The sequence below is a fragment of the Morganella morganii genome (assembly GCF_019242955.1).
In the GTDB taxonomy this organism is placed as follows: domain Bacteria; phylum Pseudomonadota; class Gammaproteobacteria; order Enterobacterales; family Enterobacteriaceae; genus Morganella; species Morganella sibonii.
Genome location: NZ_CP066129.1, coordinates 585,571 through 602,868, shown reverse-complemented (window position 1 = coordinate 602,868; position 17,298 = coordinate 585,571). Strand labels below are relative to the sequence as shown.

13 protein-coding genes and 3 tRNA genes are annotated in these 17,298 nt (G+C 53.6%); 8 read left to right on the top strand and 8 right to left on the bottom strand.

The features are described from left to right. Positions 1–45: 45 nt before the first annotated feature. Complete coding sequence (xni, locus tag JC793_RS02650) at positions 46–810, top strand: flap endonuclease Xni (protein ID WP_218427417.1); 765 nt, start codon at positions 46–48, stop codon at positions 808–810. 20 nt (positions 811–830) lie between these two features. Further along, entirely contained in the window at positions 831–1,526 is a 696-nt protein-coding gene (locus JC793_RS02645) for a DUF3592 domain-containing protein (RefSeq protein ID WP_218427415.1), read from the top strand. 64 nt (positions 1,527–1,590) lie between these two features. Here JC793_RS02645 and rlmM read toward each other — a convergent pair whose 3' ends face one another. Genes rlmM through JC793_RS02630 form a run of 3 tightly spaced genes read right to left on the bottom strand, consistent with a single transcriptional unit; the run spans position 1,591 to position 4,029 of the window. Further along, positions 1,591–2,688 carry a 23S rRNA (cytidine(2498)-2'-O)-methyltransferase RlmM gene (gene rlmM / locus JC793_RS02640; protein ID WP_107680647.1) on the bottom strand — a complete coding sequence of 366 codons (1,098 nt, stop codon included), beginning with the start codon at positions 2,686–2,688 and terminating at the stop codon, positions 1,591–1,593. Beyond that, positions 2,681–3,076 carry a DUF423 domain-containing protein gene (locus tag JC793_RS02635; protein WP_107680648.1) on the bottom strand — a complete coding sequence of 132 codons (396 nt, stop codon included), beginning with the start codon at positions 3,074–3,076 and terminating at the stop codon, positions 2,681–2,683. The genes rlmM and JC793_RS02635 overlap by 8 nt, the downstream gene beginning before the upstream one ends. A 26-nt stretch (positions 3,077–3,102) precedes the next feature. Next, complete coding sequence (locus JC793_RS02630) at positions 3,103–4,029, bottom strand: transcriptional regulator GcvA (protein WP_046894173.1); 927 nt, start codon at positions 4,027–4,029, stop codon at positions 3,103–3,105. A 512-nt stretch (positions 4,030–4,541) separates the two neighbouring features. On the opposite strand from JC793_RS02630, the gene csdA reads away from it, so the two are divergent. Next, positions 4,542–5,753, top strand: a complete 1,212-nt coding sequence (gene csdA, locus JC793_RS02625) for a cysteine desulfurase CsdA (RefSeq protein WP_218427413.1) — start codon at positions 4,542–4,544, stop codon at positions 5,751–5,753. A gap of 9 nt (positions 5,754–5,762) precedes the next feature. Then, positions 5,763–6,209, top strand: a complete 447-nt coding sequence (gene csdE, locus JC793_RS02620; protein ID WP_218427411.1) for a cysteine desulfurase sulfur acceptor subunit CsdE — start codon at positions 5,763–5,765, stop codon at positions 6,207–6,209. 5 nt (positions 6,210–6,214) lie between these two features. Here csdE and tcdA read toward each other — a convergent pair whose 3' ends face one another. Together tcdA and mltA are read right to left on the bottom strand one after the other, a co-directional pair. After that, positions 6,215–7,030, bottom strand: coding sequence for a tRNA cyclic N6-threonylcarbamoyladenosine(37) synthase TcdA (tcdA, locus tag JC793_RS02615; protein ID WP_218427409.1), 816 nt, complete (start codon positions 7,028–7,030; stop codon positions 6,215–6,217). Between the two features lie 94 nt (positions 7,031–7,124). Further along, complete coding sequence (mltA, locus tag JC793_RS02610; RefSeq protein ID WP_046894169.1) at positions 7,125–8,222, bottom strand: murein transglycosylase A; 1,098 nt, start codon at positions 8,220–8,222, stop codon at positions 7,125–7,127. Between the two features lie 229 nt (positions 8,223–8,451). Between mltA and JC793_RS02605 the strand changes: the two genes are divergently transcribed. The 3 genes from JC793_RS02605 (at position 8,452) to JC793_RS02595 (ending at position 8,807) form a co-directional block, all read left to right on the top strand. Next, positions 8,452–8,528 (top strand) — tRNA-Met (locus JC793_RS02605). 99 nt (positions 8,529–8,627) lie between these two features. Continuing rightward, positions 8,628–8,704 (top strand) — tRNA-Met (locus JC793_RS02600). 26 nt (positions 8,705–8,730) lie between these two features. Continuing rightward, positions 8,731–8,807: transfer RNA gene (locus JC793_RS02595), tRNA-Met, on the top strand. A 157-nt stretch (positions 8,808–8,964) separates the two neighbouring features. On the opposite strand, the gene amiC is transcribed toward JC793_RS02595, so the two are convergent. Continuing rightward, positions 8,965–10,215, bottom strand: a complete 1,251-nt coding sequence (amiC, locus tag JC793_RS02590) for an N-acetylmuramoyl-L-alanine amidase AmiC (RefSeq protein WP_046894168.1) — start codon at positions 10,213–10,215, stop codon at positions 8,965–8,967. A gap of 280 nt (positions 10,216–10,495) precedes the next feature. Here amiC and argA point away from each other — a divergent pair, with 280 nt between their 5' ends. Then, positions 10,496–11,824, top strand: a complete 1,329-nt coding sequence (gene argA / locus JC793_RS02585; protein WP_046894167.1) for an amino-acid N-acetyltransferase — start codon at positions 10,496–10,498, stop codon at positions 11,822–11,824. A gap of 8 nt (positions 11,825–11,832) precedes the next feature. On the opposite strand, the gene recD is transcribed toward argA, so the two are convergent. Both recD and recB read right to left on the bottom strand, forming a co-directional pair. Next, positions 11,833–13,665 (bottom strand): exodeoxyribonuclease V subunit alpha, encoded by a 1,833-nt coding sequence (recD, locus tag JC793_RS02580; RefSeq protein WP_218427407.1) that lies wholly within the window; start codon positions 13,663–13,665, stop codon positions 11,833–11,835. After that, positions 13,665–17,297: an exodeoxyribonuclease V subunit beta gene (gene recB / locus JC793_RS02575; RefSeq protein WP_218427405.1), complete on the bottom strand. Its 3,633-nt coding sequence runs from the start codon at positions 17,295–17,297 to the stop codon at positions 13,665–13,667. The genes recD and recB overlap by 1 nt, the downstream gene beginning before the upstream one ends. Between the last annotated feature and the right edge of the window lies 1 nt (position 17,298).

Below are 17,298 nucleotides of genomic sequence, written 5' to 3'. Positions count from 1 at the left end.
TGAACTGTTTCCCCGCCGCCGGCGGGGAAATTATATATAGCGACTATGATCCATTTACTGATTATCGATGCAATGAATCTGATCCGCCGGATCTACGCCGTGCAGAGCCAGTCCGGTCTGCTGGTCTGTGAACAGGCGCTGATGCAGATCCTGGGTCATGCACAACCCACACATGCCGTCACGGTCTTTGATGAAGACGACCGCAGCCACAGCTGGCGTCATCAGCTGCTGCCGGGTTACAAAGCCGGACGCAGTGAAATGCCGGAGGTTGTCCGGCAGGAATTGCCGCTGCTGCGGGAGATGTTTGCCCGTCACGGTATCCGGGCATGGCATTCCGAGGGGGATGAAGCGGATGATCTCGCAGCCACACTGGCGCACAAAGTCGGTCAGGCGGGACACAGGGTAACCATTGTCTCCACCGATAAAGGCTACTGCCAGCTGCTCTCCCCGCAGATTCAGATCCGCGACTATTTCCAGAAACGCTGGCTCGACATGCCGTTTATTGCAGCGGAATTTGGCGTTACCGCACAGCAATTGCCGGATTTCTGGGGCTTAAGCGGTATCAGCAGCAGCAAAATTCCGGGGATAACCGGTATCGGTCCGAAAACTGCGGCCACACTGCTCGGCACCTTTGCTGATCTGGACTCACTCTACCGCAATATTGACCAGGTGCCGGAAAAATGGCGTCAGAAACTGATCGGCGGAAAAGCAATGGCTTACAGCTGCCGTGATGTCGCCACCCTGAAACGGGACTTGCACTTACAGGGTAATCTCAGCCAGTTACGGCTGCCGGCGGGTAATATCTCTTAAACCAGACAAACGGAGTGCCTGTGTTTACGAAAGTGCGCATTATTTTCGGGATTTTTGCTGTTACCGGGCTGCTGTTGCTGACGGGCGGCAGTTACTTATACCTTTCCGGTTATTCGCAGGAAAAAAACGGAATCGTAACCACCGGAGAAATCATCGACCTGTCGGTGCACCGTTCAGATAACGGCATCTCATACTGCCCGGTGGTGAAATACACAGACGGACAGGAAGCGTATGTTATGGAGTCCTCCTATTGCAGCAGCGGCTACCGCAATGCATCGGGTGACAACATTGAGGTTATTTATCCGCCCGGCATCCCGGCTGACGCGGTTATCCGTTCCTTCGGCGGCCTGTACGGCGGTGCCGTGATCCTTCTCGGGATGGGAGTGATATTTGCACTGGTTGGCACGCTGCCGCTGATTATCATGTATCGGCGGGGGAAATCGGCTCAGCGCCTGCTGCGCGAAGGCATACCGGTTAAAGCCGGAATCACCGGCACAGACATGAACACGATGATCAGTATCAACGGCCGCTGCCCGTACCGGATTGTGGCGCAGGTGCACAACAGTGCCGAAAACACCGTAAAACGGTATTACAGCCGCAATATTGAGTTTGATCCTGCACCGTTTATTCATCAGGAATTTGTCATGGTCTATGTGGACACGAAAAATCCTGATAACTATTTCATGGATATCTCGTTCCTGCCGGCAGTAAAGTGATAAAAAAATCCCGGCAATCTGAACCGCCGGGATTTTAACGATATTTACCGCTGACAGACGTAAATCAGAATACCCGATCCGGGTTATACGCTCCCCACACGCGCTGAACATGTACCGTAATTTCCTCACGGTCATGATACAGATGCTTCGCATGGATCAGCGCATTTACGCCCTGCTCTTTCATTTCAGCTGCCATTTTTTCGAGGATATGCGATACCTCTTCATAGCGTTTTTTCATCGGCAGTTTGAGGTTGAAAATCATCTCACGGCACCAGCCGTTAACCATCCAGGTGGTCATCAGCGCAGCCACTTTTGCCGGTTTTTCCACCATATCGCAGACCAGCCAGGTAATATTTTTGGAGGTCGGCACAAACCTGAAACCATCCTCGCGGAGATGACGTACCTGCCCGGTATCCATCAGACTTTCTGCCATCGGGCCGTTATCGACCGCCTGAACACGCATACTGTGCTTCACCAGCTGATACGTCCAGCCGCCCGGGCATGCACCCAGATCCACCGCCTGTAATCCGCCTTCCAGACGCTCTTCCCACTCGTCATACGGAATAAACATGTGGAACGCTTCTTCCAGCTTAAGCGTGGAGCGGCTCGGTGCATCTGACGGGAATTTCAGACGCGGGATACCCATGTAGAACATCGAGTTATTATTTGAATACGAATAACCGACATAGCAACAACCCGGAGCGATAAAGAAGACATGGATAACCGGACGCCCCCGGTTCTCTTTCGCCAGCAGCAGTTTTTCCTGACGCAGTGCCGAACGCAGCGGTACCGTGAATTTACGGCAGAACTTCATCAGCTCTTTGGCTTCGTTGGTATCAGGCACTTCGACGCGCAAATCACCGGCACGCTCAACCACACCGGTCAGCATCCCCATGATCGGTGTGATCCGGTCGTTTTCAGGTAAATTTTTCAGCAGTTCGCCGATAACGATCATCTGGCGGGCAAAAATCAGTTCTTTAAACGGGATCTCTTTTGCAATGCGATCGGCATCATCCGGCTGATAACATTCAAAAATGACATAACCGCTGTTCTCTTTAACCCGCGGGAAACCAAAAATCTCAAGACGACCGGCTTTATCCGTAATCTCTGCCGCACACTCTTTTTCAAAACCCGGGCGGCAATATAATGCTATTTTATTCATGGCCGGAAGCCACTTTCCTTAGACGCAATGCGCCAATTAATACACAAAACCAGCCTAACAGGAAACTTACCCCGCCAACCGGCGTAAAATAGGCAAAATATTTCATCTGTAACAGCGCCATACAATACAGGCTGCCGGAGAACAGCAAAATGCCGATCCCGAAAAACAGTCCGCTCCAGTAAAACCACAAGACCACTTTGCGCATCAGCACAGCGGCAAGACCGATCAAAGCGAGTGTGTGTGAGATCTGGTACTGGAGACCCAGATTAATCCAGTCCATCTGGTGCTTTGCCAGTAACGGCGTTAAAAGGTGCGATCCGATCGCGCCGAATGCAACATAAAAAAAGCCGCTGAAACCGGCAAAAATTAACATCAACCGACTATTCATTTGCCATACCTTATGTGATGTTCAGGTTAATCCTGCTCACTTGTCATCCAACCTAGTTTTTCCTGTTCACTCGCCGCCTGCGCCATAATCCACTGACGGAATGCTGCGATTTTACCGGAATCAGCCTGACTGTCCTGACACACCAGATAAAACGCATTTTTACTGACCAGAATATCTTTAAACGGGCACACCAGGCGACCGGCATCCAGTTCATTTTTTGCCATAACATTATTGACCAGTGCCACGCCTTGTCCGTGTACTGCGGCCTGAATCACCATCGCACTGTGGCTGAAAATCGGCCCGTGCTGCACATTGACCTGCTGCTGTAAATCCGCCTGGCGGATATACGCCTGCCAGTCACGGCGGGATGAATCATGCAGAAGTGTATGATACGACAAATCGGTCAGCGTTTTGAGCGGTCGTTCACCGGTCATCAGTGACGGCGCGCACACCGGTATAAGATACTCTGCATACAGCCGGTCTGTCCGCAGACCCGGCCAGTTACCTTTGCCGTAAAAAATCGCCACATCCACATCATCGGCCAGTTTATCTTCTTCGCGGTCGACCGCCTGGATACGCACATCAATCCCCGGATAGGCCTGATGGAAACCGGAAAGACGCGGCACCAGCCACTGGATAGCGAAACTCGGTGACAGGCTGACGGTCAGCGCTCCTTTGGCACTGCGTGCCTGAAGTTTGCGCGTGGCATCATTTATCGCTGAGAAGATCTCCTTAATATCGAGATAATAACTCTGCCCCTCTTCCGTCAGCAACAACGAACGGTTCCGGCGGCGGAATAATTTCAGCCCGAGGAAATCTTCCAGGCTTTTCATCTGATGGCTCACGGCGGCCTGAGTCACAAAAAGTTCTTCCGCCGCCTTAGTAAAACTTAAATGGCGGGCGGCAGCATCGAAGACACGCAAAGCATTGAGCGGAGGCAATCGTTTGGACATTTTCTGGTTTTTCTGTCTGATCCGGATACCGGTAACGTAAGTTTAGTCTGGATTAGTTTTTGTAATCCGAAGCATTATAAATTGTCCCTTGATGATACACCAGCAAATACCTATAGTATGCCCACTTCCTAAGCCGGAACGAAAAGTTGAACGGTAGCGATACTGCAAAACTTTTGGCTATGTGGTTGTGATGTTGTGTTTGCAAGTTGTCCGGGAGTTCCGGACATAGTAGCTTAAGCTACTGTTTTTTTCACTTCCTGTACATTTACCCTGTCTGTCCATAGTGATTTTTTGAATGCACCGCCGATTGCGGTGCTTTTTTTTTTGCCTTCCGCCCGCAGATACCTTTTCCCCGTCTGGAAAGCTGCCACGATGTTGATTATAGTAAACCGTCGCTGACGGTGCTACCGCTGCGATCCGGCCGGTCACCGGCAGGCTGCCGCCTCTGATGTACCGGATACCGCACTTTTTGCATAAGTTCTGTTTATCTCAGACAGCTGTTGGTTACACTGATGAAAACCTTCTCTCCCGATACATTCCGCCGCGCCTTTCCCGTGACTTCCGGTGACACTGTCTTTCTCGACAGCGCAGCCACTGCGCTTAAACCGGATGTGATGATACAGGCAACCGCCCGCTATTATCAGAATAACAGCGGCGCGACTGTTCACCGCAGCCATCACCGGCAGGCCAGAGTCGTCACTGAGCAGTTTGAGCAGGCACGCGAAGCCGTACGGCAACTGATTCAGGCGGAGGATGCCCGCAGCTGTATCTGGACAAAAGGCACGACCGAATCCCTTAATCTCGCAGCTCAGGGCTTTTTCCGCCCGCGTCTGCAACCGGGGGATGAAATCATTGTCAGTGAATTTGAGCACCACTCCAACCTGATCCCGTGGATCATGCTGGCACAGCAGACCGGGGCAAAACTGGTGAAATGGCCGCTGACGGCGGTCAGAACTCTTTGCTGCGATCAGCTGGCAGCCCTGCTGTCACCGCGCACCCGGCTGGTGGCTATCACGCAGATGTCTAATGTTACCGGATACCGGCCGGATATCGCCCGCGCGGCACAACTGGCGCATCAGCACGGTGCGCTGATTGTCGCTGACGGTGCTCAGGGCGTGGTTCATCATCCGCTGAATGTCACGCTCTGTGATGTCGATTTCTATGCATTTTCAGCCCATAAGCTCTATGGCCCGAACGGGCTGGGTGTTCTGTACGGCCGCCCGGAACTGCTCAGTGATATGCAGCCGTGGCAGGGCGGCGGCAAGATGCTGACAGACACCGATTTTTTCAGCTTTACCCCCGCGCCGGTTCCCGCCCGTTTTGAAGCCGGTACACCAAACGTTGCCGGTGTCACTGCATTCGGGGAAACGCTGCGCTGGCTGGATACAATCGATCTCACCGCCGCCCATGATTACACCATTGCGCTGTGTGACAGTGCGGAGCAGCAGCTCGCGTCACTGCCCGGTTTCCGCAGTTACCGCAGCCCCGGCAGCCCGCTGCTGGCCTTTAATATCGATGGTATTCATCACAGTGATATCGCCACACTGCTGGCGGAGAAAAATATCGCCCTGCGCCACGGACAGCATTGTGCACAGCCGCTGTGTCAGGCACTTGAGACGGAAGGCTGCCTGCGGGCCTCCTTTATGCCGTATAATCAGCCGGATGATATCCGCCTGCTGGTTCAGGCCGTGCAATTTGCCCTTGAAATCCTGGCTGACGACTGAGAGAAAAAAATGACACACACATTTCCGGCACATCCGTTCGGCTACACTATCCGCCGTGAGCAGCTTGCGGAAACCTTTTCCGCCTGCCGCTCGTGGGAAGAAAAATACCGTCAGCTGGTGATGCTGGCACGTCAGTTACCGGCGCTGCCGCCGGAAAATAAACGTGAAGAGACGGAAATTAAAGGCTGTGAAAACCGTGTCTGGCTGGATGGTGCACTCAGCAGCAACGGCACGCTGCATTTTTGGGGTGACAGCGACGGGCGGATTGTCAAAGGTCTTCTGGCGGTATTACTGACTGAAGCAGAAGGGCTGACACCGGAGGCGCTGCTGTCCGCCGATTTATCCGCAGCGTATGAGCAATACGGACTGAGCGCGCAGCTCAGCCAGTCCAGACAGAACGGAATTCAGGCACTGATTGATGCCGCACGTGCTGTCGCGCAGCGTTTCAGCGCCTGACCGGCTTATTCCGCGGCGGCACGCTCTGCTTTTGCCACCAGTTTTTTCAGTGCGTGAGAAACCGCCACAAAACCAAAGGATGCCGTCACCACGGTCGCAGCACCAAACCCGGCGGCACAATCCATCCGCATACTGCCTTCCGCGCTGTTTTTCATCCCGCAGGCCGCGCTGCCGTCCGCCTGCGGATACCGCAGCGGCTCTGTCGAAAAGACACAATCGATCCCGAGACGTCCTTTACCATTTTTGCGCACACCGTAGTCTGATTTCAGACGCTCACGCAGTTTTGCCGCCAGCGGGTCCTGCAAGGTTTTGGCCAGATCCGCGACCTGAATCTGTGTCGGATCAATCTGCCCGCCCGCACCGCCGGTGGTCACCAGCGGAATTTTGCTGCGCCGGCAATAGGCCAGCAGAGCTGCTTTCGGGCGGACGCTGTCGATAGCATCAATCACATAATCAAATCCGGGGCTCATCATTTCCGCGACATTCTCCGGGGTGACGAAATCATCCGTGCAATGCACCTCACACTCCGGATTAATCGCCAGAATCCGCTCCCGCATCACCTCAATTTTCGGCTGCCCGACGGTGCCCTGCATCGCATGGATCTGCCGGTTGGTATTGGTCACACACACATCATCCATATCAATCAGTGTAATAGCACCGATTCCGGTTCTCGCCAGCGCTTCCGCTGCCCACGAGCCGACACCGCCGATGCCGACAACACAAAAATGAGAGCGGGCAAATAAACGGAGTGCCTGCTGACCATAAAGACGCCCGATACCGGCAAAACGCTGCAGATAAGCATCAGATAAAAGGGTTTGCATAATACAGAAACCTGCGGTGAAAAATGACAGAAATGACGGAGAAATAATGCGGGTGCATACTTCGTCGCAAAGTATACACCCCGGGAATAAAAGACTACAGTGCCGGGTTCAGGATCGGCGGGATACCTTTTTTCAGTACCCAGACCCGGCCGTAATGGTTGTAGAATCCGGCCATCAGCCCGGCATCGTGGCCGATACCGTGATAAATATCGAAGTGATGTCCTTTGATAGCCCCGCCGACATCCAGCGCGATCATCAGGCGCATATCATAACGGCCGGTAAAATTACCCTGATTATCCAGCACCGGAACTTCTGCCAGCAGCGTTGTGCCCGGCGGGATCAGTGTTTTATCCGACGCCACCGACGCTTTGGCAATCAGCGGTACCGCACTCGCCCCTTTCACCGGCGCGTACTGTTTCGGTGTGAAAAAGACAAAAGAGGCGTTTTGCTCCAGTAATTCCTGCACTTCCTGCGGCGAGTGATTGTCAGCCCACTGACGGATTGCCAGCATCGACATATCTTTCTTCTCTACTTCTCCGCGCTCGATCAGAACACGGCCGATACTGGTATAGCCGTGCCCGTTCTTCCCGGAATACGCAAAAAAGTTCAGCTCCGAACCATCACCAAAATCGATATAGGCACTGCCCTGAACATCCATCAGGAAGTTATCCATCAGTGAATTGCTGTAGGCGAGAACATAGTTATCACTCAGCGCACCGCGATAGATCTGAGCACGGCTCGGCAGGCGGCTGCCTTTTTTCGGCGGCATCCGGTAGATGGGGTACTGAAATTCGCCCTGACGGGTATGACGGGCCTGAACAACCGGAGTGTAATAACCGGTGAACTGCACGTTTCCGTAGTTATCTTTGCCTTCCATCTGATATGTGTGCAGATTGAACTGCCGCAGTTGTGCGGTATCCGCACCGGAGCGCAGCCAGTTTTCAACCGCACGGAAATTTTCGCTGTACTGATTGTACAGACGCGGTGAGGTTGTCCGGATGGCATCCACCTGCTTCAGAAAGTCCGGGCCGTTGACCGGCACGCCGGGACTGTTGACGTTCGCCACTTCCTGTAAATTCTGCGTCAGGTGCCCGTCTTTATACTGCTGACCTTTGTCCGTCGGGCGTGATTCACAGCCAACCAATAACGAAAACAATACACCGCACAACAAATACCTGCCGGTTTTGCTCATACCCATCCGCCAACCAATAATTTGAATTAATACAATATGTATGCGAACGATATCAAATCGCTTTCATTATGCAACCGGTTTCATTTTTTCCTCTGAACAATCATCCGGCTGAATGAACAAAAAAACGGCGATAAGCCGGATAATTAACCAAATCAGGGGGCAGGATAGCTTTTTATCGAGAAAAAACTTGCATCAGCTCTCATCCTGAGTATAGTGGGCGCCTCACAGACGCGGGATGGAGCAGCCTGGTAGCTCGTCGGGCTCATAACCCGAAGGTCGTCGGTTCAAATCCGGCTCCCGCAACCAATCTTTTATGATGTGCGACGTTTGTGAAATATGATGTTTGTGAAGTATCGTATTTGTGAAGTATCGTATTTGTGAAGTGCTCAGTTAATGATATTCGGACGCGGGATGGAGCAGTCTGGTAGCTCGTCGGGCTCATAACCCGAAGGTCGTCGGTTCAAATCCGGCTCCCGCAACCAACCTTCTTATCATTAACAAAATCGGACGCGGGGTGGAGCAGCCTGGTAGCTCGTCGGGCTCATAACCCGAAGGTCGTCGGTTCAAATCCGGCCCCCGCAACCATTCTTCTGACAGACTCTCCTGTCACTTTTCCTGAAAAAACACAAAAATTTATCCCTGAAATACGATTATTTCAGTGCATAACTATGTCTGTGCTATATCTGCGCTGTATCTGCCCGTTTCACACCACATCCTTGTGATGTCTGTCTTTGCCATATTCTCAGTTGCGCCGTGCGACAGCACCACCGTTGGCAAAATAGGCCTTAATCCCCTGAAAAATAGAATTTGCCATTCCCTGCTGGAATTTGGCCGTTTTCAGGAGACGCTCTTCCTCAAGGTTACTGATAAAGGCGGTTTCCACCAGAATTGACGGAATATCCGGTGCTTTCAGTACCGCAAACCCGGCCTGATCAACCGTGCGTTTATGCAGTTTGTTCACATTCCCCATCCGTTTCAGCACTTCTGAACCGAATTTGAGGCTGTCTTTGATACTCGCGCTCTGCACCATATCAAACATGGTCTGGTCGAGGTATTTGTCGCCGCTTTTGCTGACGCCCCCGATTTTATCCGCATCGTTCTGGGTCTGTGCCAGGAATTTTGCAGTATTACTGGTCGCGCCCCGTGTCGACAGCGCAAAAACAGACGAACCTCTGGCAGATCGGTTGGTGAACGCATCCGCATGGATCGAGACAAACAGATCCGCCCGCATTTTACGGGCTTTGGCCACACGCACCGACAGCGGGATAAACACATCCTCATTACGCGTCATATAAGCGCGCATACCCGGCTCACGATCGATCAGCGATTTCAGACGGCGGGCAATTTGCAGCACCACATCTTTTTCGCGTGTTTTGTATTTCCCGATAGCCCCCGGGTCTTCCCCGCCATGGCCCGGGTCAATCATAATAACAACCGGCCTGTCCTGACCGGCTTTACCCGGTTTCGGCGTTTCACGCGGCAGACTCTCTTCCAGGTCACCGCGGTTGTAATCTTCCAGCAGCGCCAGCAGCGGATCATCTTCCGTTGCCGCACCATTTTTCGGATAAAAATCCAGTACCAGACGGTTTTTAAATTCGGCAACCGGCGTCAGCTCCAGTACCTGCGGGCTCATCGCCTGTTTCACTTCAAATACCAGACGGACAGTCTGCGGGTCGTTCTGACCGACACGGATCAGCTTCAGATGCGGATCGCGATCCTGCACCTGTTTATCCATTCCTTTCAGCACACTGTTGAGATGCACATTTTTCAGATCAACAACAATACGTTCCGGGTTTTGCAGTGAAAACTGCTTATATTTCAGCGGATGGTCTGACTCGATAGTCACACGGGTATAACTGGATGCCGGCCAGATACGCACCGCCACAATCTGTGGCGACGCCGCAAAGCCGAACGGGCTGATACTCAGCAGACAAAACGCCGCAGCTCCTTTCAGTAACAGACGGCGTGACGCATCATGTTCAGAATGACTCATGAAAAAATATCCATAGCGTAAATCAAATCAACAATAACCGGCGCAGGTGGTGAAAACCGGAAAATTAAAGAAACAGAACAATTTATTCCGTAAATAATTTAAACGGCACTTTATCTAATCATTTGCGCCCTGTCATTATGCATTTTTGGCTTATATGGCGATAACACCACATAAAACCCGGCGAAATCCTGACCGGCGACTAAAATTTGCGCTTGCTATTCCCGCCCAAAAAGAATAAAAATACATAAATTACGAATAATAATTCACTTGCGAGGGTGTTATGAAAGAGCGCAGTATCGAACTGGTGGACGGATTCCGTCAGTCAGTTCCTTATATTAATGCTCACCATGGCAAAACATTTGTGGTGATGCTGGGCGGCGAAGCTATCGAGCATGAAAATTTTCCCGGTATTGTCAATGATATCGGTTTGCTGCACAGCCTGGGTATACGTCTGATTGTCGTGTACGGCGCCCGTCCGCAAATTGAAAAAAATCTGCTGGCCCATCAGTGTGAACCGGTTTATCACAAAAACACCCGTGTGACGGACGCCCGTACCCTTGAACTGGTCAAACAGGCAGCCGGTCAGTTACAACTGGATATCACCGCCCGTCTGTCGATGTGTCTGAGTAACACACCGTTGCAGGGCGCACATATCAATGTGGTCAGCGGAAACTTTGTGATAGCCCAGCCGCTGGGAATCGATGATGGTATTGATTACTGCCACAGCGGGCGTATCCGCCGTATCGATGAGGATGCTATCAACCGTCAGCTTAATAACGGTGGTATTGTACTGATAGGCCCGGTCGCTGTTTCAGTTACCGGGGAAAGCTTTAACCTGACGTCTGAGGAAATTGCCACACAGATTGCGATCAAACTGAAAGCGGAAAAACTGATTGGTTTCTGCTCTGCACAAGGTGTGGTGGCAGACGACGGCGGAATTATCTCCGAGATGCACCCGAATGATGCGGAACATTATGTGCACGCGATGGAAGGCAGTGGTGATTACTATTCCGGAACCGTCCGTTTCCTGCGCGGTGCCGTTAAAGCCTGCCGCCGGGGCGTAAAACGCAGCCATCTGCTCAGTTACCAGGAAGACGGGGCGCTCATCCAGGAACTCTTCTCCCGTGATGGTATCGGAACACAGATTGTGATGGAAAGTTCAGAGCAGACACGCCGCGCCAATATCAACGATATCGGCGGGATACTCGAACTTATCCGCCCGCTGGAACAGCAGGGCATTCTGGTGCGCCGCTCCCGCGAACAACTGGAAATGGAGATAGACAAATTCACCATTATTGAACGCGATAACACCACCATCGCCTGTGCCGCACTCTATCCTTATCCGGAAGAGAAAATCGGTGAGATGGCCTGTGTGGCAGTGCATCCCGATTACCGCAGCTCGGCACGCGGTGAGGAACTGCTGCACCGGGTCACACAGCAGGCAAAACAGATCGGACTGGAAAAACTGTTTGTACTCACTACCCGCAGTATTCACTGGTTTCAGGAACGCGGCTTTGTACCGGCAGAAATTGAAAATCTGCCGGTCAAAAAACAGGCGCTGTATAACTACCAGCGGCGCTCCAAAATCCTGATCCTCGGCTTTCAGTAGTTCTCCGGCTAACGTAAACGCTCACTCAGCCCGCTGTACCGCTGAGTGGGGGTTTTCACGGCCCGCTTAACACACTCTTCCCGGCTGTAAATTGTCAGAAACTTTTTCGCCCGCGTCAGTGCCGTATACAGCAACTCACGGCTGACCAGCGGCGAAGGCTGCACCGGCAATACCAGTGCGGTATGGGCAAACTCAGAACCCTGCGACTTGTGTACCGTCATCACATAAGCGGTTTCGTGTGCCGGAAGACGGTTCGGGCGGATGCTCTTTATGGTACCGTCCGGCAGCCGGAAAAAGACCCGCAGCTCATGATTTTCATCCGTCAGCATAATCCCGATATCACCGTTAAACAGCCCCAGTGGACTGTCATTACGGCTTATCATCACCGGTTTACCGTGATACGCGCGGTGCCGGTGTATCAGCGGACGGCGGATATGCCCCTGCTGATGCAGCAGCCGCTCAATACGCTCATTCAGTCCTTCCACACCGAACGGCCCCTCACGCAGGGCGCACAGCAGCCGGAACTGACTGAAAGCCTCAAGTATTGCAGCCGGGTCGGCATGCTGTTTTACCAGTGATAAAAACGGCTGATAGGCATTCATGGTATCCGTCAGTACCTGCGCATACCCGTCTTCATCTTCCAGCGGCACATAACGCACATCCGGCCGCTGTCCGCTGAGAACCGCCATCGTTTCCCGGACATTACCATGGTTAACGGCAGTAGCCAGTTGTCCGATGCCGGAAGCCGCATCAAAGCGGAAACTTTTGCGCAGCAGACAGAGATGATCCTGCACACTGACCGGGTTTTCCGGACATTTATCCGGCAGCACGCAGCCGGTCATTGCCTCCAGCATTTCCCTCCGCTGCGGTGTATAACCGGCTTCGGCAAAGCGACAGATATCCCCCAGCACCGCTCCCGCTTCCACTGACGCCAGCTGGTCTTTATCCCCCAGCAGGATCAGTATTGCTTTCTCCGGCAGTGCCTCAATAAGAGCCGCCATCATCGGTAAATCGACCATGGATGCTTCATCCACAATCAGCACGTCTGACATCAGCGGATTTTTCCGGTGATGACGTAACCGGCGGCTGTCCGGCTGAGCGCCCAGCAGACGATGCAGTGTTTTGGCCTGATCCGGCATCATTGCCCGCTGAACATCTGTCAGGTCGAGCTGTGCAATTGCGTCTCCCAGTGATTCTGTCAGGCGGGCTGCCGCTTTACCGGTCGGTGCCGCAAGTTCAATCAGCAGCGGCTCCGCCGCGGATTGCACCAGAGCCGCCAGAATACGGGCAACGGTTGTGGTTTTACCGGTACCCGGCCCGCCGGAAATAACGGCAGTCCGGCTGCTGACCGCCACGGCGGCGGCAATTTTCTGCCAGTCTTCCTGCTCTTCCGTACCGAACAGTGCATCCAGAACCGGGCGCAGCCTCTCCGCGTCTGCCGCAACAACCTGCGGCCGGGAGAAAAATTCCGCCACACGGCATTCATACTGCCACATCCGGTGCAGATACAAATTCGCATCTGACAGCACGATCGGTGCCGGAAGTGAGCCATCACTAACCGCATCCGACGCAGACAGCGCTGCTTTTATCTCAGGCAGTCCCGGCTCACCCAGTGACTGCCAGACTGACTGCATGATCTCAGCATGCCGTCCGCCTTGTTCCGGCTGAGGAAGAATCCGCGACAGCGGCAGACAGACATGTCCGCCGCCGGTTTGTGCACTGAGCAGAGCAAACACGAGTTGCAGCAGCGGATCAGTGTCCGGTGCCAGCATCGCCGCAAACTGACAGTCCAGGGGGCGCAGGATCTGCTCTGCGCACAAGGTTTGTAAGTGAGTATTCATTAACCCTCCTCCCCGTTAAACAGGGCATCCAGCTGCTCAGTGAATGCCTGCTCCGGACGATAAAACCAGATCCCCTGACCGGGGTATTCCGGTGTCATGCCGCGCAGGAAAAGGTAATACACGCCGCCGAAGTGCGTCTGATAGTCATAATCCGGCAGCCGGTGACGCAGATAGCGGTGCAGCGCCAGCGTATACAGCTGATACTGTAAATCATAGCGGTGTTCCAGCATAGCCTGAGCCAGAGCCTCCGGCTGATAATCTGCCGGACTGTCTCCCAGGTAGTTTGATTTATAGTCAGCGATGTAATATTTACCCTCGTGATAAAACACAAGGTCGATAAAGCCTTTCAGCATGCCCGTCACCGCAGCAAAATCCAGCGGTGCGGCCTGCGCTGACAGCGGATCATATTGCCGCGTCAGTGCATCCAGTTTTTGCGCAGTCAGGTCGCCGTCTATCGGCAGGAAAAACTGCATTTCATCCTGTTTGTAACGCACCGGGATCGCACTGAGCACCGGCCCTTCTGCTGACAGTGGTGTATTCACCAGATCCGTAAACCAGGTTTGCAGAAACGGCGCCCACTCCGCTGAAAATCCGTATGACAACAACTGTTCAGTGAGCCACTCAAGTGAGGGCTCACTATCAAATTCAAGCTCTTCAAATAAACTGTGCAGGAATGTCCCCGCCAGTGCACCACGCGGGAAGGTATAAGCCGTCTGCTGCGTTACCGTTTCGTCCTGTACTTCTCCGAGGGTATCGGTGTCCAGTGACGGGCTGAGAGAGCGGATCATCGCCATCATCTCTTCCTGCCTGTCCTGTGTATATACGCTGCCGCCGGATGATGCACCGTAGCTCAGGCCGCTGTAACTGGTTACCCGCCAGCGGCTGCTGACAGTCCGGGTAAACGGCTTGACCGCCAGGGACGGCGGCTGTGAAACGCCGGGCTGCCACAGTTGCAGCTGCGGTTCTGTTATCCGGGTAACGGCAGCCGCGCTGTCGCTCCGGCAAAAGGCATCCAGCCGCTCCGCCAGTGCAGTGCTGTCACACGCCTGTCCGTTCTGAAGCAGATACCCCAGCCCGTTAAGATGCAAATCGGTATTGCCCGTTTTTTTACGGTTCCCTTTGATAATGGGCGCAACCCCGAGACTGCAATGATAAACCGCCCGCGTCACCGCCACATACAGCAGGCGCAAATCCTCTGCCAGACGTTCTTTATCCGCCAGCGCAACCTGAGTTTCATCCGGTGACAGTGTCAGACAGGGCTCAAAGGTGGTTTCGTCATGGTAAAGACGCTGGCCGCCTGCCTGAAAATTACAGATAAACGGCAGCCACACCAGCGGGTATTCCAGCCCTTTGGATTTGTGGATCGTGCAGATCTGAACCAGATGCTGATCGCTTTCCAGCCGCATCTGCTGGCTTTCCGACTGCGTATCCGGCCGTAATACCTGCTGCGCGAGCCAGCGTACCAGCGCATGTTCATTTTCCAGCGTCAGCGATGTTTCCTGAAGTAACTCGCTGATATGCATAATATCGGTTAAGCGCCGTTCGCCGTCCGGCCCCGCCAGCAGGTTTTCAGCTATTTTGCGCTGGCTGAGTACCCGGCGCAGCATCGGCAGAACGCCCTGCTGCTGCCAGATCTGCCCGTAACCGGCGAATTCATCCACCAGCCTGTCGCGGGCGGCTTCATCCTGATTGAGCGCATCAATCTCCGCCGCGTTCAGGCCAAACAGCCCGGAAGCCAGCGCACTGCGCAGCAGCCGTTCTTTTTCCGGATTCAGCACCGCCTGGAGCAGCCACAACAGTTCACGGGCTTCCGGCGTTTCAAATACACTATCGCGGTTTGAAAGAAAAACGGACGGGATCGCCCGCTGATTGAGCGCATCTTTTATCAGTTGAGCTTCCCGGCGGCTGCGCACCAGTACGGTGATATCCGCCGCACTGACCGGACGTTGTTTCCCGGGGGGGCCAATCAGGGCTGTACCGTTTTGTCCGGCATCCAGCCAGTCACGGATCTGTCCGGCGCACACGCCGGCCATTGTCCGTTCATAATCACCGCTGCTGACGCCCTCTGCGGCCTGCCACCAGAACTGCACTGCCGGTTGTGTTTTTCCGGCAATAATAAAAGCGGCATCATCATTTGCAGGTGCGGAACTGACCGGCTGAAACGGGATCTGTTTAAAGCAGAAAGGTTCATCCGCCTGTAAAAACAGTTTGTTAACGCTGTCGACCATCGTCTTTGCGGAACGGAAGTTAGTCCCGAGGGTATAATGCGCACTGACATCCCGGCGCGCTTTGATATAAGTGAAAATATCCGCCCCCCGGAAAGCATAAATCGCCTGTTTCGGGTCACCGATAAACAACAGTCCGTACGGCTCTGCCGGAGTGCCGTTATCACCGGCCATCTCCTGATACGCCGTTTCCTGATAAATAGTGCGGAAGATCCGGTATTGCTGGGGGTCGGTATCCTGGAATTCATCAATCATCGCCACCGGAAAACGTCTGCGCAGTGTCTGTGCCAGCAGTGCCCCGTTTTCCTGACGCAGCGCATTATCCAGCCGGGTCAGCAGGTCATCAAACCCCATTTCACCCCGGATCTGTTTTTCCTCTGTAATGGTCTGACGGATCTCGTACACCGCACGGGTAAACAGGACATCTTCCAGCGTCAGTGCCTGCTCCGTCAGTGCTTCAATTGCAGAAAATACCGGATGTGACGGCGGCGTGCCGCCCTTTTTGGTTTTTTCATCCAGCACCGCCTGACTGAAACGCTCCAGATTTTTCGGCAGTGCGTAATGTGTGGTTTCCTCTTCCTCCGCCCAGTCATTAATCCCGGCAATCCATCCGGGCACCAGATTGGCGCGGTAACTGCTTTTATTCAGATCAGAGTTCTGAATAAGGCTGACAAAATCAACATCACTTTTCCGCCAGCACTGCTTAACCTCATCAATCGCGGCAATAATCTGCTCATGGCGGGAAAGCAATGTTTCATCGGATTCCGGTGCATCGGTAATTCCGGGTAATTCGCCCTGTAACCAGGGGTAAATATCCCGCAGCAGCGCCTCAGGATCAGACCAGAGCTGTTTAATGGCTCTGGCCAGCTCTACGGGCAGCGGATAACAATGACGCCGCCAGAAGTCCTCACAGGCCTGTTTACGGACAGGGTGCTCATCCTGAATCAGTGTCTGTTCAAAAAGCACGCCGGATTCAAAGGCGTTATGAGTCAGCATTCGCTGACAAAAACCGTGGATGGTAAAAATGGCGGCTTCATCCATCTGCCGTTCAGCCAGCAGCAGGCGATGAGCCGCACTCTGTTTATCTTCAATCAGATCCAGAAGCGGACCAAACCCGTCATCATCCGCCGGTTCCCCGCCTTCCTCATGACGCAGGCAGGCAATCCGCAGCTTATGAATATTCTCGCGGATACGCCCGCGCAGCTCATTCGTTGCCGCTTCGGTAAAGGTCACCACCAGGATCTCTTCCGCCGATAACGGCCGGACAAAGGCCCCGTCACCGATTCCGAGCAGCAGACGCAGATAGAGCCGTGCCAGCGTATAGGTTTTTCCTGTACCGGCAGATGCCTCAATTAACCGCTGCCCCTGCAGCGGTATTGTCATCGGGTTTAAAGATTCAGCCGCCATT